Below are 14,070 nucleotides of genomic sequence, written 5' to 3'. Positions count from 1 at the left end.
AGGTGGCCCGTGGGTCGTTCATCCCCGCAGGACCATCACGAGACCCATCACCACCATCGCCCCATTCTCCAGAACGCTCAACAGGCCGAGTGGGGTACGGATGTTCCCGCCCACGCAGGCGCAGTCGAGATCGAGCTTGCGGACATACACCGCCTGAAGCACCGACACGCCGCCCTCCACGCCCATGGCCACGGAGAGGATCCCGACCGGCTGGGCGGCCAGGCCCGAGAGCACGGCCAACCCCACCAGAAGCTCGAGATAGGGGAAGAGTGTGCCGTATATCCCCAGCCGCTGGCTGAGCCGGTTGTAGCGGCGAAAGGAGGCGCGGAATGCCGCCGGATCCATCAGCTTCAGGCACGCCAGCAGCGCCAGGGCCACCCCCATGGAGCCCGCCGGGCCGAGGCCGAGCGCCAGGGCGATCAGGGCGGCCGTGGCGAACACCGTGATGACGGGCCGATAACGGCGCCCGCCAGGTCTGCGGGGCGTCTGCTCGAGTCGCCGTGCCAGGTCGGTGTAGCCACCGATCCTCTCCTCGCCGGCGAAGATCTGGGGCGTGGTGGCAACCCCGTGGACGGAGCGGAACTGCTCCTCAGCCTCTTCGCTGGTGAGGAGATGGTCCTCGAAGGGGATGCCCTGCTCCCGAAGCAGCTCCACCGCCAGCTGGCCGTAGGGGCAGAGATGGTCGGCCGTGGCGATGCGATGGAGTCGGACGGGGGAGGGGAGCTGGGATGCGGGCATGGCGCTGGAGGCAGGGACCTTCACCGTTACATCTCCAGTTAGATGGAGAGTCAAGTGGTGATCGGGCGGGGATCCGGCCCCTGAAGCGTGGCCGGGCCGCTCCCATCCGTGGATGGTCTCCGCCGATCCCTAGGGTTCTGCCATCCCCTTGGATCCCCTCCTCCATGCAGAGCTCGATGCGACCGGCCGGTGGCGATGGACCGGGATCGACCGTTCAGCTGATCGTGGCCGGGGCGCTGGCCCTGGTGATCCTGCTCACCCAGACGATCTTCATCGTGCCGGCCGGCACGGTGGCGGTGGTGACCACCCTGGGCAAGGTCACGGGGGGCCAGCGCAATCCTGGAGCCAACTTCAAGGCGCCGCTGATCCAGGCCACCTCGTTCTTTGATGTGCGCACCCAGGTGCGTCCGGAGCAGTTCTCCACCCTCACCAAGGACCTGCAGGTGATCGAGGCCACCGCCACGGTGAAGTACGCCGTCAAGCCCTCCGAGGCCGGCCGGATCTACGAAACGATCGCCACCGACAACTCCCAGATCTACGCGCGGGTGATCCAGCCTTCGCTGCTGAAGGCCCTGAAGTCGGTCTTCTCGCAGTACGAGCTGGTGACCATCGCCACGGAGTGGAACAGCATCTCCGAGCTGGTCCAGGACAAGGTGGCCGAGGAACTCAAGAAGTTCAACTACGTGATCGTGCAGGGCCTCGATCTCACCGGCCTGCAGATCGCCGAGGAGTACCGGGCCGCGATCGAGCAGAAGCAGATCGCCGACCAGCGCCTGCTGCGGGCCCAGACGGAAGTGAAGATCGCCGATCAGGAGGCCAAGCGCTACCAGATCCTCAACTCCAGCCTCGATGACCAGGTGCTCTACAAGCTCTTCCTTGATAAGTGGGATGGCCAGACCTCCGTCGTGCCGGCCCTGCCGGGCACGCTGGCCGGTGGCGGAACCCCGGTGATCGTCAACGGGCGCCGCTGACGGTCTGGGTCTCAGTCGTAGCGGCAGGTGGGGGTGAGACCTGGCACGGTGAATTCCTGAAACCAGAGGAATTCCCGGCTGCGCCAGCCCAGATCGAAGGGGGCGGTGGCGCTCCATTCCTCCCCGCTCAGTCCGAAGTGGCTGAGCAGGTAGGCGGGCACCAGCGCCTCCACCTCCTGCAGACCCTCATGCTCGCCTTCCCGGAAGAGCCGGTCGAGGTAGAGGGCGGCGAACACACCCTCCTCCTCGTCGACCAGCACCACCTCGAAGGGACCATCGTGGCTGGGAAGGGGCGTCACTTCGAAGAATTCATCCCGTTCGAGCGGATCGTTGGGGGCCCGTTCCATCAGCGCCGCCAGGGCCGTCTTGAAGCGATCAAGGGACACGGCCATGCTGCGGCTACCCCTCCAGTCTCCCCTCCCCCCCAAGACCCCGGATCCAGACGGTCGCCGCCAGCCAGTGGATCAGCACGGGGGGCCAGAGCGAACCGGTGAACCCGTAGGCGAGCACACAGGCAATCCCCAGCAGGGCGCACTGAACCAGGAAGCGGGGGTCACGGAACACGCCGCGGCCCGACGGATACCAGACGGTGGCGAGCGGGTGGTAGAGGACGAACACCCCGACACTCAGCCCCCCCCAGCCCAGAGCGGCCAGCGGGCCTCCCCCCTCCAGGGGATGGGGCAGCAGGGCCACCCGGAACAGCAGTTCCTCCAGCAGCGCCGGGGTCAGGAACAGGCCGGCGGCGGTGCCCGCCAGGCTGCCGCGGGGGGCGTGGATCCAGCGCTGTGGCAGGAAGCCCGATGCCCGGCCCACCGTCAGCGCCAGGGCGGTGTACCCCCCCAGCAGCAGCAGGCTCCAGCCGGTGGCGCCGGGCCCCAGGGGGGTGAGGAGGGCATCGGTGAGCCGGCGCAGGAGCGTCGCAAGCACGGGGATGCGGCCCAGCAGCAGGGTGGGAGCCAGCGGTTCGATGGTGGTGTCCCCGCCGGCCAGCTGGTTGGTGCGCAGGAACCACAGAGACCCTCCGTGGCGCAGGAATACCGCGGCCATGTCGTCATGGGCGCGGCGTGGCAGTATCGAGCGCCAGCTCAGAAGGGTGTCCGTCCAGTTCTCGCCGCGCACGAACAGGTCCTCCTCCGGCGGCTGTGCCGCCGGATCGCTGGCGGTTCCGGCCAGCACCGCCGCGTTCCGGCTCCAGTCGGAGCGCACGGTGCCGAAGGGTTTCAGCAGGGCGTCGAGGGAGCCGGCGAGCTCCACCAGCTGCCGGAAGGCCTGGCTCTGGGGATCGCGGGGATGCTGCCGCACCCAGGCCTGCAGCTCAGGATCCTCCTCCACGGTGGCCCGAAGTCGCTCCAGCGCGATGAACAGCGCCTGGCTGGAATCCTGCACGCAGGACGTGGCCGGGGTCACGCTCGAGAGCCCGCTGCCATCGCCGCTGCGGTAGCGCGCCATCAGCACTTCGGCCTGCAGGGCCAGTTCGTCGAGCAGGGAAAGCCGGCGACCGCCGAGGTCCAGATCCCGGAAGGCGCCCAGATGAATCACCAGATCGGAGATCGGCCGGCTGCCGAGCCAGCCCCTCTGCAGATCGCCCGTGAAGGCGGTCCAGTCCTGGGTGCCAGAGACGATGCCGTTGGGATTGTTGGCGTAGATCTGGTGGTAACGCAGATCGAATCGCGGCTCACCGGTGAACCCGTCACGGATCACCCGGGCTTCTCCGAAGGCGAAATGCCCGGTCACGGTGCCCCCAGGTGTCGGTTCCCCGGCCGGGCCCCCGATGCCACCGAAGGCATGGATCAGCAGGCCCCGCTCGCCCGGACGCCAGTCCGGGCCGCCGGGAGCGTCGGCCGCGCCCCGGCGGAGCAGCACCCGCTCGATCCTGCCGCGACGGGAGGGGGTGTCCCGCCAGTTGCCATGAAAGAGATAGGGGAACCCGGCGGATTCGGCCGGCAGAACCCGGTCCGGCTGGAGCCGGAACAGGGCGCGGGGACGGATCGCCTGAACGGTGAACAGCCCATCGGCGTCGGGGGCTCCGAAGAGCGACCAGCCCTGCTCCCCCAGCGGATGGGTCGAGAGGCCCAGGGGAGTGGAGAGCCAGCGCCCGAAGCGGTCCCGGGGCTGCTGGGGTAGCCGTACCGTGTCGAGGGGGCCGCTGAAGTCCCCACGGGTAGGCTCCCAGTGACGGACCCGGAAACGATCGGAGTCCGGCGCTTCCCTGCCCTCGATCCGCACCAGAGCTTCGTAGCGGCCGGTGATCTGGATGGGTGACCGTCCGATCCGAAGGCTGCTGCCGCCCCCGGCCAGCGGTTCGAGGGTCACCTCCTCCAGGGCAACGATCACGTCATCGTGGGGCCGGGCACCCGCCAGCGTCTGCAGGGGACCCACCGGACCCCATCCGCCCAGGCGGCTGGGCAGTACGTTGCCCGCTCGGACAGTGCGTTCGGCGGCGGGAGTGAAGCCCACATCCGTGGTCACCGTCCGCACCAGAGAGCGCAGCTGGGGGCGGTCCTGCCAGGAGAGGGGCACCACCTGCCCGATCATCCGTCGGTGGGGCTCAGGTGCCTGTTCGATCTCGATCCAGACCCAGTCCTCCTCCCGGCCCTCCTCGCGGCTGCGGGGGAGGATCAGGCGCCCGATCCACTCGGCGTGGGGTCGGAAGAATCGGGGATCCGGACGCTGGCTCAGCGGGTAATGGGCCGGGCTGTTGAAGGGCGCGGCCTGAGCCAGCGCATAGCTGCTCAGGGGGGACGGTCGGTCGGGACGGCCGGGGTCCGTTTCCGATCCCCAGGTCCCGGGGCCAGCCAGGCCCAGCAGCACCGTCAGGGCCAGGGAGACCAGAGCGACCGGTCGCCGCCACCGGCGTGCGGATCGGATGGGGCTGCCATGCACCCACCCCTGACTGGCCGGCAGTTCCCCGATGACCAGGAGTCAGCTCCGGCAGACCGTAGGCCCCGGAGGGCGGGCCTCCCCCGCAAGTCTTGGGATCGCGCAGACGAAGAAGTATTGCCAGGTCTCGAAACACCCCTGCAGCGATCCCTACCGTGTGACGGTTTCCTGACCGTTCCACAGCCGCCGATGGTCTCCCTCGCACCCCGTTGCTCCACCTGCCGCAACTTTTCAGGCTGCCCCGCCCAGGCTGGTGTCTGTCGGGTGTGGCAGGCCGTACTCCCGGCCGGAACGGCGGCGGCACATACCTGCTCCCACTGGCAGGAAGGCGGACGGGGCTGAGAGTCAGCCGCGCCGGAGGGGCTGGCGACGGGGCCAGCGGCTCCAGCTGGTGCCGAGCAGCAGCAGGGCAAGACCGGCGGCCGTGGCCCAGCCGATCGGTTCACCCAGCAGGAGGGCCGCGCTGAGCACCGCCACCAGGATCGTCAGCGCACCCCAGAGCGACACATCGGCCACGCTCCAGTGCCGGTAGGACCAGCGCAGGGCCAACTCGCTCCCCAGGGAGAGGGTCAGCCCGTAGATCAAGATCACTCCCACCACCCACCAGAGGCTGAGCAGGTGGAAGTGGTCGGGTCCGAACAGGATCAGGGCCAACACGCCGAAGATCAGCGAGCTGATGGTGGTGCTGACCCCCACGGTGAGGCTGGGGGGCCAGCCCTTTCCGGCGATCGCCTTGCCGCTCACGCCGGCACCGGCGAAGGCCGCCACCGCCAGCAGGGCCCAGGCCACACCCCGGGGATCGTCCATCCCGGCCCGGTCCCCCGCCGGGCCCATCACCAGTTGGGGCAGCAGCAGGCCGAGAGCGATCAGGGTCAGGCTGATCCAGAACCCCTGGGGCAGGGGTTCCCCCAGCAGCTGCCTGGCCAGCAGGGCCGACAACGGCAGCACCAGGGAGAACAGCAGGGTCTGGCTGATCACACTGAGCGATTCGAGCGCGAAATAGAAGGCAATGGGGCCGATCAGCAGGCCGAGGGATCCATCGATGAGCAACAGCCGGCGGTCCGACCGGCTGAGCTGACCGATGGCGTCCCGGAGCCGCTGACGGCCCGGCAGCAGCGCCGCCATCCCCACCATCAACTGGGCCACGAAGAACACGTTGCAGAAGCTGATCGGGTTCTCCCCATTGATCGGATGGGCCGCCCCATAGCCCTGAAGCCCTTTGAGCACGGTGCCGTTGAGGCCCTTGAGCACGACATAGAGCAGAAGGGGAACGGCCGCGACCCAGGGATTGGCCGGTCGATGCTGGCTCTGCTCGGTCATCGGCCGATCCGGTGGGTCGCGGCGCTGATGCTGGACGGAGTGGGCCCCGGACCCCGGGGGGCCTCGGGTCGGCGGGGAGGACCGGCCGGTGTCAGCAGGAGCCCCACGCCCACCACGGCAAGGTTGATCGCGATCATGACGAAGGACACGGCACCGACTCCGGCCAGGATCCTCAGACCCCGATGCATCCCGGACGACTCTCTCTCCTCCCCGGACTCCACCGGTGGCGGCTTCGGCCTCTCCTTCACCAGCCGGATCCCCCTATGGATGGGTCTTGGGCAGTCACTCCATGCAGTCTGACCCGAAGCACGCCGGGGAGAGCCTCGGCTGGCGGCATGGGGTGGATCGGAGCCGACGCTCAGGTCTGCGAATGCAGGCCGATCAGGTTGCCTTCCGTGTCGTTGATCAGGGAGATGTAGCCATAGGGAGGGATCGCCCGCTTGGGCTGAATCACCACGCCCCCGGCCGGCTCAACGCGACCTTCCTCAACGGAGCAGTCCTCACAATTGAAATAGACCAGGGTGCCCCCGCCCGCTCCCGGGGCCATGCCTTCCATCTTCGCCAGCGCCCCTCCGGCCCCGACCCGGTCGGTGTGCATCGGGAAGGTCCAGTACGCGTCGACCTCGTCGGAGGGCATCTCCTCAAGTTGCAGCTGGAAGACCGCTTCATAGAAGGCCTTGGCTCGCCCGATCTCCGTGACGTAGATCTCGAACCAGTGGACGGGATTGGTGGACATGGGCCCAACCCGAGGGTTGATCCCAACCTAGCCCCGCTCTCCAGCACCCCCCGGGACGCCTCAGTCCAGGCGTCCCCTGATCTCCAGATACCGGTCCTTCAGCTCAATCACCTCGAGGCAGCCGAGATCGGCCGCCCGGAGCTGATCGAGCACCTCCCGGCGCGTGAAGGCGGCGTGGAGGGAGTGGCGATAGTCCCGACGCAGCACGTCAGGTGCCTGGCCCATGTGGGTGTTGACCAGCTCCTCGAGCTCGGACCGCTCGCCCGGGCGACGCAGATCGGTGACGGACACGGCGGCTCCGGATCCTCCCAGCTGACGCAGGCTGCTCCAGAGCACCTGGGGGTTGTGCAGGTGATGGAGCAGGCTGTTGCTGACCAGCGCGCTGAAACCACCGGGCAGATCGGTGGCGGGAAGGGTTATCTGCTGAAACCGAAGACGGATGGACAGCTCCGGATCGGCCTGAAGACGCGCCCCGGCAATCGCCAGCATCGCCCTGGAGCCGTCGATTCCCATCACCTGACTGCGGGGAAAGCAGCGGGCCAGCAGGAAGGTGATGTTGCCCGGTCCACAGCCCAGATCCACGATCTGCGGACCCAGGTCATCACCGAAACGGGCCTGGATGCGCTGGACCAGGGCCTGATCACTGCCGCTGAAATCGGCGTCGGCGTAGGCGTGCGCCTGGCCGGGCTCGTCCATCAATTCAGGCTCGCAGATGCGCGGCAGCATCGGCTCAGGCGGGCCGCACTCCGAGATAGTCAAACGCAGAGTCAAGGGCGGCATCCTGGCCGTTATCCGATTCGAATCCCCAGATCGTCACCAACGCGGCAATGTCAGTGGGGGAATAACGGGTGTCGAAATCACCGTTGCTGTTGGCGTTGTAGGACATCACGGTGTCGGAGGTGTCGTACAGACGACTGGATGGACGCTCGTTCGGATGACGCAGTCCAAGCGTATGCCCGATCTCATGAATAAAGGTATTAGCATCAAATTGATTGTTCCCCGTATCCTGCACGAAGATTTCCCAGTCATCGCCGGTCTGGTGGGCCAGGCCGACCACTCCGGGAAGAAAAACGGGAACCGTTTCAACGTAATAGATGGAAATATAAGCTTGATTGGGGTTGTCGACGAAGACAAAATCGGCATCAATGATCGGATCAATCTCAATGAATGCGGCTTCGGCATATTGTTCTTCGGTTCGAGTCAGCCCAACGCTGTCAACTCTTCCGCGGTCAGTATTGACCGATCCCCGATCTGTTTCGATATAGATCTCCAGCGTCTCGTCATTGCCAAGGTTGGCCTCATTGTAAGAGGTGAAGCCTGGGCTGATCACCACCTCAGGTTCTGGAAAGAGGTTGAAATCAGAAGCATCGATCCTGAATCCTGTCGCCGGGGAGGCCATCGAGTAGGCCTGGCCGGTGACGGGATCGGGAGCCGTCCCGGTCAGCGAGTCATCCAGGAAAGGAAACTTCATGAAGTGTGGCTTCAATTGTTTCGAAAAGACTACCGAGCCCCCTGGTTTGATGCCGCAAGGTGAAAGCATCCCGGCCAGATTGTTGCATTTCGTTGTCATGACCCGCTCGCCCTGGGCCGGCGGATCTCGAATCCGCTGGGCCCCAGCGTTGTGGGAATCAGCTCCAGCGGGAGCTCAGAGTGATGCCGACCCGACGCATTGCAGCCTTGGTAAACTGAAACAAAAGCAGTCCCCCCATGGCTTTTGTGTTTGGTTCGTTGTCTCGCTGGCTTGGGCGGGAGCCACGGGCTGATTCCCAGCGAGGAGTGCGGCCCCATCGCGGCAGAGCGGCGCCAGCCCCCCTTGAACTCATCTATAGCAAAGGCCTGGCGGGTCATCTGGTTGACAGTCAGACCTCCATTGATCTCTATCGGACAAGCCTCCCAGAACCCCGCGGCGTCGTGTTCTTTCTGCACGGCGGTGGTCTCAGCAGCGGGGATAAACGCCATGTTGGTGTCAAACCTGGTTTTTTCACGGATTCTGGCTATCATTTTGTTTCCGCGAATTACCCCCTGGCCAGTGCGACGTCAGACGTTAGCCTGGATCTTCAATTGGAGGCACTTTCTGCTCTCTCCTCCTGGATCGTGGATCAACTCGGATCCTATTGTCTGCTGCCACCAGGATCGGATCTGGTGGCTTCCGGGCACTCCGCAGGTGCCTATCTTCTAGCTCTGGCCGTGGCGAAAGGGTTGTTGGCAGCGGAGATCAGCAAATGCATTCTGATCGATTCCGCGTCCTATGATCTTGTGGCCCGCTACCGATCAGCGCGGCCACCGGTTCGTCAGGAAATGAAGCGTCTCGTCGGCGCTCAGGGTCTCGCCGAACGCGAGCTCACGACTCACCTGGAACGCTATTCACCTGCCCACCTTCTCCTGTCCCGACAGGGTGATCTCCCATCCGCTCGATCATCTCTGGACGTGCTCCTGTGCACAACGCTCAAGCAAGGAAGTCTGCGCAGTGCTGCCGCCCTCGCCCATTCCCTGCGGCTTCGGCAGGGGTGGAGTGCCACCCACAAGTCCTATCGGCTGGAACATACAATGATCAACCGGGCAGTGGGGATGCCCAACCAGCCCATCAGCCGGGATGTTCTCACCTTTCTTAACTCCTGAGCGCCCCCCATTCATGTCCCCCTGCCATTGGGATCCGTTTGGATCCACCGGGTCTGCAGGAATCAGTGGGTCGATCGCTTCAGACCCAGCATTTCCGCCCCATACTGTTCACTGAACTGGGCCTGAAGTTGCCAGGCCGTGAGCAGGGTGAGGGCCACGTCGCGAAGCTGGTCGATATCGTCGCAGGATTCGATTGCCCGCTTGTGCAGAGCCAGGGTGAACTGGCGATTCAGGGAGAGGGAATCAGCCATGGGTACGGTCCAATGTTACGACATATTAACAGTGCTTGTCGTCGTTGCGTGGCGGTTCCCCGCACTTCAGGGCGTGTCCACGCCTTCCCCAGGCGGCAGGGTCCAGCGGATGCGGATTGCCGAAGGCCCAGCGATCGGCCTTCCCCCGTGGGCGAAGGGGGGTTGCACCGCCAGAGTGGATCAAGGCGAGGAGGACAAACGATGAGGCTGGCCGCTCGCAAGATCAGACTGCGCCTCTCCCGCTGGCTTCAGGGCTGGGCTGAGTCCCTCCGACCGGACTCCAGACCAGCGCCCGAATCGCCCCGTCCACCGCTTCCGGCGGTGGACCCGGCCACGGAGCTGGCCGCTCTCTGTCCCTCCCTGCGGGAGCCGCTATCGGTGGAGACCGCCGTGCTCAGCAGGGACCTCTCCGTGCTTAAGCGTGAAGCCTGCGACAGCCTCGCCGCTCTGGCGGCCGCCCATGCCCTGGTCACCTCCGCCCGTCTGGCCCAGGTTCAGGAAATGCGCCCCCACGTGGCGGATGGGGATATTCCCGCCGAAGCGCTGGCAGCGGTGGCTGCCGACTATCAGGGCTGGCAGAGCGATCAGGTCCGTCTGTTCGATGCCTTGGGCCTGGTGGTGCGGATGCGCGTTCCCCAGGGCAAGGTGCTTGACCAGGTGGACCCGGCCCTCCATGAACAGGCGAGGAGCCACCTGGAGGCCCTCTCCCTGGAGTATCAGCGCGGGCTGCTCCAGGACCAGTTTCGGACGTCCTCCTGAGGCGCGATCGCTTCAGCCGAGGCGATGGCCCCCCCGTCCCTCCAGGGACTCGCACAAGGCATAGGCGGTGGGGAGGTTGGGAGCGTCCCAGTGGCGATCGGGACACTGGGTCGTGGTGACGACGTAGCCGATCGACGGGGAGCGGAGAATGCGGCAGCCGTGGCTGGTTTCAGCCACGACGGGCCCAGCATCCGCTTCAAGCCATTGGAGATTGGCCATGGGTATGGAGTTCAGAAGAACAAGGTTGGGTATGCCGTTCACACACGGACGCAACTGCGCCTCGTTTCGCCTGACAGGGAGTCGGAGCCCTCACCTGCCTCTTGATGCAACCAGCCTCCCGCCATTACGACGACACCGACCGCCCGGGAGAGGAATCTTCACCGGCCGAGGCCCTGGGCGGCCACCCGGGGCCACTCCGGCCACCGACATCCGATCCACCGTGGGACCGGTATGGAAGACAGGCCTTGCAGGAGTTGGCTTGAACTCCCTGCCGACCTCCCCACCCCCCAAATCCTTCCTCCCATGTCCACCCTGTCCACCTGTCTTGTCGGCGCCCTGGCCCTGACCATCGCTGGCGGCTCCGGAACCCTGCTCCAGGCCCAGGAGACGCGGATGGCCCCAGCCGGCATCCTGGCCAGTCAGACGTTCCGCCGGGCCGAAAAACCGGTCAGCGGCGGATTCACGATCAAGACGAAGGACGGCAAGACGCTGCTGATCCTCAGCAAGGATTTCAAGACGAGCGAATCGGCTCCAGATCTGAAGGTGGTGTTCAGCCGCTCCACCACGCCCTTGGCGATGTCCAAACCCCCCGCCTATCCGCTCAAGCCGGGCAGCTACACCCTGCTGGCCCCCCTCAAGTCCAGCCAGGGGGGGCAGACCTATGTGATTCCTCCGTCCATCCCGTTGAACCAGCAGGGGTCGGTGCTGATCTGGTGCAAGCAGTTCAACTCCACCATGGCCTGGGCCCCCCTCAAGCCCTGAGCTTGGTCACCCACCCCTTCACAGCCCGGCAAACCACTCATAGCCTTTGTCCTCCCAGGTGCCACGCCGGTGGGTGAGGCCGGCGACAACCCGAAGGCTGACGACCCACTTGCTGAGCTTGTAGCCCAGCTTGATCGGGCTGGCCAGGCGGAGGGGTGCGCCGTTGCGCACGGGCAGGGGGGACCCGTTCATGCCCGTGGCCAGCAGGGTCTGGGGGTGGAGGGCCGACGCGATATCCCAGGTCTCAAAATACTGATCGGCCGAGGCGATCTCAAGGTAATTTCCCAGTCCGGAGAGGCCCGCCAGCGTGAGCACGTCCGAGAGTCGCACCCCGGACCAGGCCACGATGGCCGACCAGCCCTCCACGCAGACGTGCCGGATGACGCAGTCCTGCTGGGGCAGGGCGCGGAGCGCCGCCAGGTCGAGGCTGAGGGGCTGGCTGACCAGTCCGTCGACCCGCAGGCGGTAGCGGACTGGATCCAGCCGGGGGATGCCGTTGAAGCTGTTGATCAACAGGGCATCCGGATCCACCTGGTCGCGACCGAACTCCGGCACCGGCTTCGGGCTCTGGATCAGGGCCTCGATCCGTTCGTTGAGGGGCTGGGTGGCGTTCCCCACCGCCTCGCTGTAACGATCAAGGATGCATCCTCCCAGCAGCAGGGTGGACCCTCCCCCCAGACCGAGGCCAAGAAGCCCCCGGCGGGAGAGCGGGGCGGAGCGGGTCATGGCAGCGTCGGAGCCATCAGGGCAGGATCGAGCGCAGCAGGTTCAGGCCGCCGATCCGCCAGGACAGGCCCACATGGGCCCCCACCAGCAGCACGATGGCGGGGATCGTGGCCAGATGGCTGACCCTCAGGGTGTGCCAGCTTGTGGCCCCGATCGGTCTGCCGAAGGCGAACAGGCCGGAGAGCCACCAGAACTGAGCTGGTTTGTAGAGGGCCAGACCCGTGAGCAGGCTGAGGGCCAGCACCACCAGCATCAGGGTGTACACGAGCCGGTGAGCGGCCCGCCTGCGCTTGGCCCCGTTCTGACTGGCTCGCACGGTGTCGAGATCGGCGGGATCGGCCAGTCGCCGGCGCCGCTTGCGGAGCAGCAAAACGATCCAGAGACCAAGATTCAGGGCGTACAGGGCCATGACGCCGAAATGCCAGTCGCGGCCACCGGCCAGCCAGCCGCCCAGGGTGAACAGCCGGGGCACGGTGGCCCCATCCCGGCCGCCGAACACCGGATTGGCGTTGTAGATCTGCAGCCCGCTGCCGGCCATCAGCACCAGCACGGGAATGTTGAACAGATGAAACAGCCGGGTCCACAGTGGGCTGGCGCGGCTGGTCCCAGGGAGGGGAGCCTGGGCTCGAGCCTCGGCCGGAGAGCACCTCTGGAACTCGCTGTCAGCCATGGAACGCCAGGATTCCCCGACCGGCAACGCCATCCGGGTGGACTCGGGGGCCAGTCTGGCCGCCAGCACGGCGCCGTGCCCCCGGGACGTGGATTCGGTGACGAGACATGTCGTCCTTCCGTTCGTCCCCGGTCCCACCCGCCTGCCGGGCCGAGAGTGAAACCACGGATTCGGAGGCACCGCATGGACGACACGCCGCCCAACCAGGGATCAGGAACTCGCGGATGTACCGGCCCCTGCTCCAACACGCTCGCTTGATATCTGGCTGTCCCAGGTCCTAGTCCCCGTTGTTCAGCGTGGGATCAGGACGTCCGCCGCATCGTTTCAGGTGCCCAGGACCCCAAGGGATGCCCCCCTGGAACCATGGCCCCAGGTGCCAGCGCCGAAGAGTTCCGTCCCCACAACCGAAGAAGCCACCATCTGACCGTCCCATCAAAGGCCTGGCCCATGGAGGCCAGTTGACGCGCAAGCCCGCCCTCTCCAGGGCGGGCTTCGTGGTGCTGACAGGAGCGGAGACCCGCGGGAGGGTGGAACGGCAGCATGGAGCAGCGAATGCCCCCGACTCCCATGCGCTCACTGTCCGGGCCGAACCGGTGTGCGCCCCTGCTGGCCTGCGCGGTCCTGGCGGGTCTCCCCGGCCTGCCCTCCCGGGCTGAACCCGCCGCCGCGCTCTCCGGCAGCGGAATCCAGGTCGAGACCCTGGTCCGGAGTTCCCGCTCCTGGGATGGCGCTCCCCTGCCCGCCTATCCCTCCGCTCCCCCGGAGATCACGATCCTGCGCATCACCATCCCCGCCGGAACCGAACTCCCCCTCCACCTCCATCCGGTCATCAACGCGGGGGTGCTGCTTGAAGGCCGATTGCGGATCACCACCGACCGGGGTCAGAGCAGGGAGCTGGCGGCTGGTGAAGGACTGATCGAAGTGGTCGAGAGGCCGCACCGGGGAAGAAGCCTGGGCCCGGGGCCGGCGGTGATCGTGGTCGTCTATGCCGGTGCGGCCGGCAGCCCCCTGAGCGTTCCCGTCCCGGAGGACGCCGGACCGGTGGAGGATTGAGCTGAAATGAGCTGGGAGATGGGTCGCCTGAGATTCGAACTCAGGACCAATCGGTTAAAAGCCGGTTGAAATCTGAGTAAACCTATCTCGACAACTAGGGTGTATGGACCGACTGACAGATCGCTGACAGACCTTGGCTATCCCGGTCTGGTCTCGTTGTTGGACCAGGTCACTCCAGATGGTGGGTAGCCGGTGGCGCTCGTGAGTGGAGGCATTCGTTCCCAATTCGGATCGCAGAAAACCTTCACCGTCAGGAAGCTTCAGCGACATCAGGCTTCAGACCTGGCCTGGCTGTCTGGCCACGGTTTCATTGCGGGCATTGATAGGCCTGGAGTGGCTGGTGGTGTCCTTGAGCCAGGAAGGAAC

General features: G+C 66.1%; 17 protein-coding genes. 5 read left to right on the top strand and 12 right to left on the bottom strand.

Going from position 1 to position 14,070, the window contains the following annotated elements:
• Positions 1 to 18: 18 nt before the first annotated feature.
• On the bottom strand, positions 19 to 738 hold the full coding sequence (locus tag ACWJI7_RS04285) for a glutaredoxin family protein (RefSeq protein ID WP_479935673.1): 720 nt from the start codon (positions 736 to 738) through the stop codon (positions 19 to 21).
• A 164-nt stretch (positions 739 to 902) separates the two neighbouring features.
• On the opposite strand from ACWJI7_RS04285, the gene ACWJI7_RS04280 reads away from it, so the two are divergent.
• Complete coding sequence (locus ACWJI7_RS04280; RefSeq protein ID WP_479935671.1) at positions 903 to 1,709, top strand: prohibitin family protein; 807 nt, start codon at positions 903 to 905, stop codon at positions 1,707 to 1,709.
• An 11-nt stretch (positions 1,710 to 1,720) separates the two neighbouring features.
• Here ACWJI7_RS04280 and ACWJI7_RS04275 read toward each other — a convergent pair whose 3' ends face one another.
• From ACWJI7_RS04275 to ACWJI7_RS04245, 7 genes are all read right to left on the bottom strand, one after another.
• On the bottom strand, positions 1,721 to 2,101 hold the full coding sequence (locus tag ACWJI7_RS04275) for a hypothetical protein (protein ID WP_479935670.1): 381 nt from the start codon (positions 2,099 to 2,101) through the stop codon (positions 1,721 to 1,723).
• Positions 2,102 to 2,108: 7 nt separating this feature from the next.
• A complete protein-coding gene (locus ACWJI7_RS04270; protein ID WP_479935668.1) occupies positions 2,109 to 4,592 on the bottom strand; it encodes a CPBP family glutamic-type intramembrane protease in 2,484 nt (827 codons plus the stop codon).
• A 342-nt stretch (positions 4,593 to 4,934) separates the two neighbouring features.
• Positions 4,935 to 5,909, bottom strand: coding sequence for an EamA family transporter (locus tag ACWJI7_RS04265; protein WP_479935667.1), 975 nt, complete (start codon positions 5,907 to 5,909; stop codon positions 4,935 to 4,937).
• Positions 5,906 to 6,157: a hypothetical protein gene (locus ACWJI7_RS04260; RefSeq protein ID WP_479935665.1), complete on the bottom strand. Its 252-nt coding sequence runs from the start codon at positions 6,155 to 6,157 to the stop codon at positions 5,906 to 5,908. Before ACWJI7_RS04260 ends, ACWJI7_RS04265 begins: the two co-directional genes overlap by 4 nt.
• 110 nt (positions 6,158 to 6,267) lie before the next feature.
• Positions 6,268 to 6,645 (bottom strand): VOC family protein, encoded by a 378-nt coding sequence (locus ACWJI7_RS04255; RefSeq protein WP_479935664.1) that lies wholly within the window; start codon positions 6,643 to 6,645, stop codon positions 6,268 to 6,270.
• Positions 6,646 to 6,705: 60 nt separating this feature from the next.
• Entirely contained in the window at positions 6,706 to 7,371 is a 666-nt protein-coding gene (locus ACWJI7_RS04250; RefSeq protein ID WP_479935662.1) for a class I SAM-dependent methyltransferase, read from the bottom strand.
• A 4-nt stretch (positions 7,372 to 7,375) separates the two neighbouring features.
• Positions 7,376 to 8,215 carry a zinc-dependent metalloprotease family protein gene (locus tag ACWJI7_RS04245; protein ID WP_479935660.1) on the bottom strand — a complete coding sequence of 280 codons (840 nt, stop codon included), beginning with the start codon at positions 8,213 to 8,215 and terminating at the stop codon, positions 7,376 to 7,378.
• A 341-nt stretch (positions 8,216 to 8,556) separates the two neighbouring features.
• Here ACWJI7_RS04245 and ACWJI7_RS04240 point away from each other — a divergent pair, with 341 nt between their 5' ends.
• Positions 8,557 to 9,264: an alpha/beta hydrolase gene (locus ACWJI7_RS04240; protein ID WP_479935658.1), complete on the top strand. Its 708-nt coding sequence runs from the start codon at positions 8,557 to 8,559 to the stop codon at positions 9,262 to 9,264.
• A gap of 62 nt (positions 9,265 to 9,326) precedes the next feature.
• Here ACWJI7_RS04240 and ACWJI7_RS04235 read toward each other — a convergent pair whose 3' ends face one another.
• Positions 9,327 to 9,515: a hypothetical protein gene (locus ACWJI7_RS04235; RefSeq protein ID WP_479935657.1), complete on the bottom strand. Its 189-nt coding sequence runs from the start codon at positions 9,513 to 9,515 to the stop codon at positions 9,327 to 9,329.
• 321 nt (positions 9,516 to 9,836) lie between these two features.
• Between ACWJI7_RS04235 and ACWJI7_RS04230 the strand changes: the two genes are divergently transcribed.
• On the top strand, positions 9,837 to 10,274 hold the full coding sequence (locus ACWJI7_RS04230) for a hypothetical protein (protein ID WP_479935655.1): 438 nt from the start codon (positions 9,837 to 9,839) through the stop codon (positions 10,272 to 10,274).
• 12 nt (positions 10,275 to 10,286) lie between these two features.
• Here the strand turns inward: ACWJI7_RS04230 and ACWJI7_RS04225 are convergent, their stop codons facing one another.
• A complete protein-coding gene (locus ACWJI7_RS04225) occupies positions 10,287 to 10,451 on the bottom strand; it encodes a hypothetical protein (protein WP_479935653.1) in 165 nt (54 codons plus the stop codon).
• A gap of 345 nt (positions 10,452 to 10,796) precedes the next feature.
• Here ACWJI7_RS04225 and ACWJI7_RS04220 point away from each other — a divergent pair, with 345 nt between their 5' ends.
• Positions 10,797 to 11,255, top strand: coding sequence for a DM13 domain-containing protein (locus ACWJI7_RS04220; protein ID WP_479935651.1), 459 nt, complete (start codon positions 10,797 to 10,799; stop codon positions 11,253 to 11,255).
• A gap of 18 nt (positions 11,256 to 11,273) precedes the next feature.
• Here ACWJI7_RS04220 and ACWJI7_RS04215 read toward each other — a convergent pair whose 3' ends face one another.
• Entirely contained in the window at positions 11,274 to 11,981 is a 708-nt protein-coding gene (locus ACWJI7_RS04215; protein ID WP_479935650.1) for a molybdopterin-dependent oxidoreductase, read from the bottom strand.
• A 16-nt stretch (positions 11,982 to 11,997) separates the two neighbouring features.
• Positions 11,998 to 12,651, bottom strand: a complete 654-nt coding sequence (locus tag ACWJI7_RS04210; protein ID WP_479935649.1) for a cytochrome b/b6 domain-containing protein — start codon at positions 12,649 to 12,651, stop codon at positions 11,998 to 12,000.
• A gap of 567 nt (positions 12,652 to 13,218) precedes the next feature.
• Between ACWJI7_RS04210 and ACWJI7_RS04205 the strand changes: the two genes are divergently transcribed.
• Positions 13,219 to 13,704, top strand: coding sequence for a cupin domain-containing protein (locus ACWJI7_RS04205; protein ID WP_479935648.1), 486 nt, complete (start codon positions 13,219 to 13,221; stop codon positions 13,702 to 13,704).
• Positions 13,705 to 14,070: the final 366 nt, after the last annotated feature.

The organism is Cryptocyanus atlanticus LEGE 06306 (genome assembly GCF_056633155.1).
Note: the sequence above shows the minus strand (reverse complement) of the source record. Positions and strands in the feature narration are given on the sequence as shown.

Bases quoted from the DNA above. Each gene is read 5' to 3' on its own strand.
- ACWJI7_RS04285 (WP_479935673.1), bottom strand. From the start codon at position 738: ATGCCCGCATCCCAGCTCCCCTCCCCCGTCCGACTCCATCGCATCGCC.
- ACWJI7_RS04280 (WP_479935671.1), top strand. From the start codon at position 903: ATGCAGAGCTCGATGCGACCGGCCGGTGGCGATGGACCGGGATCGACC.
- ACWJI7_RS04275 (WP_479935670.1), bottom strand. From the start codon at position 2,101: ATGGCCGTGTCCCTTGATCGCTTCAAGACGGCCCTGGCGGCGCTGATG.
- ACWJI7_RS04265 (WP_479935667.1), bottom strand. From the start codon at position 5,909: ATGACCGAGCAGAGCCAGCATCGACCGGCCAATCCCTGGGTCGCGGCC.
- ACWJI7_RS04255 (WP_479935664.1), bottom strand. From the start codon at position 6,645: ATGTCCACCAATCCCGTCCACTGGTTCGAGATCTACGTCACGGAGATC.
- ACWJI7_RS04250 (WP_479935662.1), bottom strand. From the start codon at position 7,371: ATGCTGCCGCGCATCTGCGAGCCTGAATTGATGGACGAGCCCGGCCAG.
- ACWJI7_RS04245 (WP_479935660.1), bottom strand. From the start codon at position 8,215: ATGACAACGAAATGCAACAATCTGGCCGGGATGCTTTCACCTTGCGGC.
- ACWJI7_RS04235 (WP_479935657.1), bottom strand. From the start codon at position 9,515: ATGGCTGATTCCCTCTCCCTGAATCGCCAGTTCACCCTGGCTCTGCAC.
- ACWJI7_RS04220 (WP_479935651.1), top strand. From the start codon at position 10,797: ATGTCCACCCTGTCCACCTGTCTTGTCGGCGCCCTGGCCCTGACCATC.
- ACWJI7_RS04215 (WP_479935650.1), bottom strand. From the start codon at position 11,981: ATGACCCGCTCCGCCCCGCTCTCCCGCCGGGGGCTTCTTGGCCTCGGT.
- ACWJI7_RS04210 (WP_479935649.1), bottom strand. From the start codon at position 12,651: ATGGCTGACAGCGAGTTCCAGAGGTGCTCTCCGGCCGAGGCTCGAGCC.
- ACWJI7_RS04205 (WP_479935648.1), top strand. From the start codon at position 13,219: ATGCGCTCACTGTCCGGGCCGAACCGGTGTGCGCCCCTGCTGGCCTGC.